Below are 7,643 nucleotides of genomic sequence, written 5' to 3'. Positions count from 1 at the left end.
GCTGCACGACGAGCGTCCAGAACAGTGCGTACAGCGCGGTGAGCCCGAGCATCGCGCCGAACGGCACGTAGATGTCGCGCGCGTTCATGCCCGGCGGCGTGATGTACCAGATCGCCAGGATGATGCCGACGCTCGATACGATCTGCGGCAGCGGGAACAGCGGCGAACGGTACGGGCGCGGCAGGTCCGGACGACGAATCCGCAGCATCACGACCGACGCGGTGACGAGCAGGTACGCGGTGCCCCACGCACAGGTCGCGGCGAGCACGAGGTGCAGGATGCTGTCGAGATTGCCGTTGATCAGCCACGCGTGGAAGATCGGCACGATCGCCGCGGCGACGATGCCGACCACCGGCGTCTTGAAGCGTGGGTGCAGGTACGCGAAGCAGCGCGGCAGCGCCCCGTCGATCGCCATCCCGTACAGGATGCGCGGCAGCCCGGCCATCAGCGTGTTGATCGTCGCGGCGCCTGCGCACAGGAACGCGATGCCGAACCAGATGCGGCCGAAGGGCCCGAGCACCTGCAGCGCGAACGCGGGAATCGCGCCCGGCGTGTCGAGCAGGTGCGTGAGGCCATCGGGGCTCACCGGCACGTTCGCGACCTGACGGCGGATCGCCGCGCCGTACAGGAACATGCAGATCGCGACGCCGACGAGGCCGAGCGCCATCGCGCGCGGAATCGTCTTGCCCGGCGACTTCATTTCCGGCGCGAGCGGCGTGACGAACTCGCAGCCGACGAACATGAACATCGCCATCCCGACCAGCGACAGCACGGCCGGAATCGACGTGCCGACCTCCGAGCCGCCGAACCAGCCGTCGAGATGCACGGCCGGCGCGGCCGCGAGCCCGAGAATCCCGAAGATCATCAGCGACAGCCACATGCCGGCCGTCAGCACGATCTCGAGCTTGCTGAACACCTTGATGCCGATGATGTTGGTGATCGCGAACGTGACGACGAGGCCGACGCCGACGAGCCACGAGCTGTTGTGCTTCTCGAACGCCGCATTCAGCGATTCGAAATTGACGAGCGCCATGATGCCGCTCAGGATCGTTTCCGCCGTGCCGGCGAACACGTGCACGAGGAAATACGCGGAGATCGTACCGGTGATCGCCCAGAAGCGGCCGAGCCCGCACGACAGGTAATCGTAAACCGAGCCGGCCGTCGGCAGCATCGCGGCGGCTTCGGAGAAGGTCGTCGCCTGCGCCTGCATCATCACGAACGCGATGATCATCGCGACCGCGAACGCCCAGCCGCCCATTCCGAAGCCCGACGTCGCGGTGAGGATCACCGGGCTTGCCATGATGAGGCCGACGGCGCTCGCCAGCGCGGTCGGAAAGCCGACCGCACCCGCCTTCAGCGCCGTGCCGCCACCCGCTTCAGCCGGCGTGCCGGCGGGCGTATCGCCCGCTGCGCCGGTAACTCCAGACCATCCCGACATCCTTGTCTCCTTCCTGTGTCGACCCTGGCCGCCGCTTCGTCGGCGGCCGGGGTTCCATGGCTATGCGGTCGGTCCGGGGCGGCGCTTCAGCGCTTCGATACCCGGGCCCCCTTGTCGATCACACCTTGATCCGATGTCGAAAAAATACGCAGGCAAAATAATCCGGTCATAGCGCAAATCGGCAAACCGGCGGCAGCCGCGCTGCCCGCCGCCGGCATGCCGTCACGCGATCACGCCATCACGCGAACGGCACGGCCTCGAAGCCCGCCGCGAGCGCGTCGACGATCCGGTCGAGCTGCTCGCGCTGGATCACGAGCGGCGGCGACAGGATGATCTTCGTGCCGACCGGGCGCACCATCACGCCGTTTTCGCGCGCGACTTCCGCGACCGCGTTCGCATAGCCGGACAGCGGATCGATCGGCTCGCGCGTGTCCTTGTTCGCGACGAGGTCGAGCGCGAGCATCAGCCCCTTGCCGCGCACCTCGCCGACCGCCGCGAAGCGTTCCGCGAACGGCTTCAGCGCTTCGAGCAGATACGCGCCCTGCTTCGCCGCGTTCGCCGGCAGGTCTTCCTTCACGACGATGTCGAGGCTCGCGATCGCGGCCGCGCAGGCGACCGGGTGGCCCGCATACGTGTAGCCGTGCATGATCGCGCCGCCGAAATCGGCATTCGCGGCGAACGCATCCTCGATCCGCGCGTTCACGACCGTCGCGCCGAGCGGCACGTAGCCCGACGAGATCCCCTTCGCGAGACACATGATGTCCGGGCGCACGCCCCAGCCGCGGCTGCCGAACATGCTGCCGCTGCGGCCAAAGCCCGTCACGACTTCGTCGGCGATCAGCAGCACGCCGTAACGGTCGCACACCTCGCGCACGAGCGGCCAGTAGTTGGCCGGCGGCACGATCACGCCGCCCGCGCCCTGGATCGGCTCCGCGATGAACGCGGCGACCGTGTCGGGGCTCTGGAACTGGATCTCGCGCTCCAGCATTTCCGCGCAGATCCGGCCGAGTTCCTCCGGATCCTGCGTGAACGGGTTGCGGTACAGCCACGGCGTCTCGACGTGGAAGCAGCCCGGCAGGTTCGGCTCGTAGTTGCGGCGGAACACCGTGTTGCCGTTCACCGACGCACCGCCGAAGTGCGTGCCGTGATAGCCCTGCTTCAGCGAGATGAACTTGGTGCGGTCGGCCTGGCCGCGCACCTTCCAGTACTGGCGCGCGATCTTCAGCGCGGTCTCGATCGAATCGGAGCCGCCCGAGCTGAACAGCACGCGGCGCATGCCTTCCGGTTCGAGCAGGTCGATCACCTTCTTCGACAGCTCTTCCGCGCGCGGATGCGAAATGCCGTCGAACAGCTGGAAGTATTCGAGCTCGTCGAGCTGGCGCACGATCGCGTCCTTCACTTCCCGGCGGTTGTGGCCGACGTTCACGTTCCACAGGCCCGCGACGCCGTCGACGAGCTTGCGCCCCTCTTCATCGAATACATAGCAGCCGTCGCCGCGCACGATGCGGATCGGCTTGCGCTGCTTCATCTCGTTCGGGTGCACCATCGGATGCCAGAATTTCGCTTCGTTGTAGCTCATTGCAGTCTCCACTGTCGGATCGTTTGTACCGGAGTCGTTCGGGTTCCGGATTCGGGGGTCATGCCGCACGTCAGTGCGCGATGCAGACGGATTTGGTTTCGGTGAAGCCTTCGATCGCGTACTGGCCGAATTCGCGGCCGATGCCCGATTGCTTGTAGCCGCCGAACGGCATCGACGGGTCGAGCGGGATATGGCAGTTCACCCACACGGTGCCGGCCTCGATCTGCGGCACGAGGTTCATCACGCGTTTCAGGTCGTTGCTCCAGATGCTCGCGGCGAGGCCGTACGGCGACGCGTTCGCGAGGCGCACCGCGTCGGCCGCATCGTCGAACGGCACGACGACGATCACCGGGCCGAACACTTCGTCGCGCACGATCGCGCTGTCCGGATGCGGATCGGCGATCACGGCCGGCTTCACGTAGTAGCCGGGCAGGTCGTCGGCCGGCGTGCCGCCCGCGAGGAACGTCAGGCCCGCGCGGCGCGCGCCTTCGATGTGCTGGACGACCTTGTCGCGATGGTGCGCGGAGACCAGCGGATTGATCTGCGCGGTCGTGTCGAGACCTGCGCCGAGCTTCATCGACTGCGCGACGCCCGCGAGGCCGTCGGCGAGCTGCGCGAACTTGCTGCGGTGCACATAGATCCGCGATGCGGCCGCGCACACCTGCCCCTGGTTGAAGAACGCGCCGGCGGCGACGCCGTCGAGCGCCTGTGAAACGTCGATGTCGTCGAGCATCACGATCGGGTTCTTGCCGCCGAGCTCCAGCGAGAAGCGCGTCATGTTCTGCACGGCTGCCGCGCCGACCAGCTTGCCGGTCGCGGTCGAGCCCGTGAACGAGATCTTCGCGATCGACGGGTGGCTCGCGAGCGCGGCGCCGCACACGCGGCCGCCGGTGACGACGTTGAACACGCCGGGCGGCACGCCGGCTTCGAGCGCGAGTTCGGCCAGGCGCAGCGCGGTGAGCGGCGTTTCCGGCGACGGCTTCAGCACGATCGTGCAACCGGCCGCGAGCGCGGGAATCAGCTTCCACACGGCGATCATCAACGGGAAATTCCACGGCACGATCGCGGCGACCACGCCGACCGGCTCCTTGCGCGTATAGGCCGTATAGCGTGCGCCGGGCGGGAACGGGATCGACACGTCGAGCGTCTGGCCGGTGATCTTGGTCGCCCAGCCGGCCATGTAGCGCACGTATTCGACGCTCGCGCCGACCTCGATCGCGCGCGACACGTGGATCGACTTGCCCTGGTTCAGCGTTTCGAGCTGCGCAAGCGTTTCGGCGTCGCGCTCGATCAGGTCGGCGAGTTTCAGCAGGATGCGTTCGCGGTCGGCCGGGCGCAGGCCGCTCCACACACGGGTGTCGAATGCGTGCTTCGCGCTGGCGACCGCGCGGTCGACGTCGCGTTCGTCGGCGTCCGCGACCGTCGCAAGCCGCTCGCCCGTCGCGGGGTCGTACACGTCGAGCCGCGCGGCCGCGTGTGCGGGCTGCATTTCACCGTCGATGAAGAGGCCGAAGTCGCGCGCAACGAAGGTGCGCACGGTGTCGCTGACGGCGACGAAATTCGTGGTGCTCATGGGCGTCTCGATGATTGTCGTGGCTGGACCGCATGCGCACGGGCACGCGGGCGTCGTTCCACTGTATCGACGAGGGTTCGCGCCCGGTGAGCGCAAATTGGCAGCGCGTGGGCGCTGAAGGGGCGGGTTCGAACCCCGCGGGATGGCTTGCGGTCGGCGCGAACGGCCGGCCCGGGAGCGACGCCGGTCAGCCGCTGACGCTCATGCAGCCCGCCGGCCCAACCAGTTCGTTTTCCTTCGCACTCCCGGATGTAAACAAGCAAAAGCTGGCGCCGAGGTCGCTTTCGAATTCCATCAGGAAGTCCAGCCGGCCGTCGCGATCGAGGTCGCCCGCCCAGACCAGCGATGCGCTGAACGGCGGCGAGCTGCCGCCAAAGTCATGCAGGACCGACCGCTTGCCGTCGCCTTCGACAATCACCGCCCCGGATACCGTGTGGCGCAGTGCGTACCGGCGGCCGTGAAAACCGAAGCGCAGCGGGCCGGCGCCCGGCTCGATCGCCCTTCCGTTTTTCGGGAACGTCAGGTTCGCCGCGTCGACCTTGCCCGACCTGAGCGACTTGCAACGGAACAGCGCCACGGCTTTTCCGAGGTTTGACTGGATGTCGACGATGTCGCCGCCCGGTTCCGACGGTTCGAACCGGACGCTTGCCGGCGCGAGCTTCCAGCGGTTCCCGACCGGTATCAGCCCGAGCCACCCGCCACCAGCATGGTCACCGGCCTCACCGACGTCGTCCGGCGCAACCCGGGTCGGTTGCAACACGAGGCAAGGATCGGGTTCACTCTCTTGCGCGAACGCCGTCGAGGCCGCGGAGGCCCCCAGCAACACGAGCAGCACGGCCAGCAGCGCTTTGGTATTCATGAATCGGCGATCGCGAAGGTTCGAATTCCGGACCGCAATTATCCGACGAATTACAGGAACAGCGCCCCGACCAGTTCCGTGCGGTTCGACACGCCGAGCTTGCGGTACATGCGCATCAGGTGCGTCTTGACGGTCGGCTGGCCGAGCGCGAGATCGCGGGCGATCTCCTTGTTCGAAAGGCCGTCGCGCACGAGGCGCGCGACCTGCTCCTCGCGGTAGGTCAGCCGCTCCTCGCAGCCGATCCGGTGGATCCCGCTCCGCACACGCAGCAGCGGGCTCAGCGCGGCTTCGGCCACGGGCTGCAGCCGCGCGAGCGCATCGATCTCGCCGGGCGCGAACCGCCCGGCCCTGCTGTTGCCGGCCGCACCGTCGCGCGTTTCACCCGCCCCGAAGCGCAGCAACGAGAACGCACCGACCGTCCGGCCCGCGTCGCGCAGCCAGATCTCGACGACGTCGGCCACGTCGTGCCGTCGCAGGAAACGGGTCCAGTACGCGGATGCGTCGCGTCTTTCGTCAGGCAATTGGGACGCGAGCGTGACGACCGCGCGTTCGCCTGCCGCGCAGCGCGACGGATGCAGCGGGTCGAGCATCCGGTAGCGCGCGACATAGGTGCGATGCATCGATTCCGGCATCCCGAACAGCTCGAAATCGGCCGGTTCGCCGCTCTGGTCGAGCCGGTAGAACACGATCGCGGACGGGCTCGCAAACGCGTCGAACGCGTCCACGCACGCGCGCAGTGCACGTGACCAGTCGGCGGCGGCCGGATCGGCGGGAACGGATGGGGTCGGCATGGTGGGATCGGCTGGCGAGCGAACGCATCGAAGATCGAAGTTCGGGCCAGCCTACCGGCGCCGAAAAGCGCCGGTGAGCACAAATCGGCAAATCGTCCCGGCCCGGCCGGCATGGCGGGTTCGACCGGGACGAGGTAGGCGCGCGACGGGTCGCGCCGCTTTCAGCGTGCGTTCGCGGCGAACGTGTCGCAGGCGCTCAGCTCGCCCGATTCCATCCCGCGCTTCAGCCAGTACACGCGCTGGTCGCTGGTGCCGTGCGTGAAGCTTTCCGGCACCACGTAGCCCTGCCCTTGCTGCTGCAGCCGGTCGTCGCCGATCGCAGCGGCCGCCTTCAGCCCCTGCTCGAAATCGCCGGGTTCCATCAGCCGCTGGTTCGCACGCTGCGCGTTGTTCGCCCACACGCCGGCGAAGCAGTCGGCCTGCAGTTCCATCCGCACCGACAGTGCGTTCGAGTGCGCCTGGCTCGCTCGCCGGCGCGCGGCATCGACCTTGTCGGAAATGCCGAGCAGGTTCTGCACGTGATGGCCGACTTCGTGCGCGATCACGTAAGCCTGCGCGAAATCGCCGCCCGCGCCGAAGCGCTTGCGCAATTCGTCGTAGAAACCGAGATCGATATAAACCTTGCGGTCGCCCGGGCAGTAGAACGGCCCCATCGCCGTCTGGCCCGTGCCGCATGCGGTCGGCGTCGAGTTCGTGAACATCACGAGCGTCGGCGGCTGGTATTGCGCATGCAACTGGGTCGAGAAAATGCCCGTCCACGTGCGCTCGATATTGCCGAGTACCTTGCGCGTGAACACCGCGCCCGGTTCGTTCGCCGCCGCACCCTGCCGCTGGCCCGGCGCGGGCTGCGCCTGCTGCTGGCGGCCCTGCAGCGCCGATGCGCCTTCGAGTATCACGCGCGGGTCGATCCCGAAGAAATACGATGCGGCGAACGCAACCACGATCGTGCCGATGCCGATCGTCGCACCGCGCCCACCGCCGAACCCGCCGGCGCCGCGTCGATCCTCGACGTTCGTGCTTTCCCTTTCGTCGTCCAGCCTCATAGCCGGCCCTCCCTGTTCTTGTCGATGGTCCGGCGCGCGAGCGCGCCACCGGGCGATAAGTTGTCGTGGCACGATCCTCGGCCGATGCAGCGCGCGCGTGGGGTGCGCGCTCATGCCGGGATCGCCGGCCTGCCGCTCCGCTCGCACGACGGAATCAGCCGGCCGATGTGCCGCGCGTCGATGCGCGGCCTGCCCGCGCTATTCTGCCGGGCTTTCGTGACTTATCGCAAAAATGTGGAGGATAGAGCGATTCGGCGCCGCACAACGTCAGCCTTTGCAAAATGGCCCGCAGCCGCTCGAGTCGGCCGGATGCCGCCCGCGTTCATCCTTTCGGCTGATACCGGCGCTTGCCGGCGCCGA

General features: G+C 67.8%; 6 protein-coding genes. All 6 read right to left on the bottom strand.

What is annotated here, in order from left to right:
• Positions 1-1,438: APC family permease (locus tag G3N99_RS30485; protein ID WP_206124227.1), on the bottom strand; the 1,438-nt coding region annotated here is incomplete at its 3' end.
• A 238-nt stretch (positions 1,439-1,676) separates the two neighbouring features.
• Positions 1,677-3,017, bottom strand: a complete 1,341-nt coding sequence (locus G3N99_RS30480) for an aspartate aminotransferase family protein (RefSeq protein WP_206124226.1) — start codon at positions 3,015-3,017, stop codon at positions 1,677-1,679.
• Positions 3,018-3,087: 70 nt separating this feature from the next.
• Positions 3,088-4,590, bottom strand: coding sequence for an aldehyde dehydrogenase family protein (locus G3N99_RS30475; RefSeq protein WP_174947443.1), 1,503 nt, complete (start codon positions 4,588-4,590; stop codon positions 3,088-3,090).
• A 187-nt stretch (positions 4,591-4,777) separates the two neighbouring features.
• Positions 4,778-5,449: a hypothetical protein gene (locus tag G3N99_RS30470; protein WP_206124224.1), complete on the bottom strand. Its 672-nt coding sequence runs from the start codon at positions 5,447-5,449 to the stop codon at positions 4,778-4,780.
• Positions 5,450-5,499: 50 nt separating this feature from the next.
• Positions 5,500-6,240, bottom strand: coding sequence for a LuxR C-terminal-related transcriptional regulator (locus G3N99_RS30465; RefSeq protein WP_206124223.1), 741 nt, complete (start codon positions 6,238-6,240; stop codon positions 5,500-5,502).
• 161 nt (positions 6,241-6,401) lie between these two features.
• Positions 6,402-7,283, bottom strand: coding sequence for a neutral zinc metallopeptidase (locus G3N99_RS30460; RefSeq protein WP_174937144.1), 882 nt, complete (start codon positions 7,281-7,283; stop codon positions 6,402-6,404).
• Between the last annotated feature and the right edge of the window lie 360 nt (positions 7,284-7,643).

The organism is Burkholderia sp. Ac-20392, assembly GCF_017104585.1.
Lineage (GTDB): Bacteria > Pseudomonadota > Gammaproteobacteria > Burkholderiales > Burkholderiaceae > Burkholderia > Burkholderia lata.
Note: the sequence above shows the minus strand (reverse complement) of the source record. Positions and strands in the feature narration are given on the sequence as shown.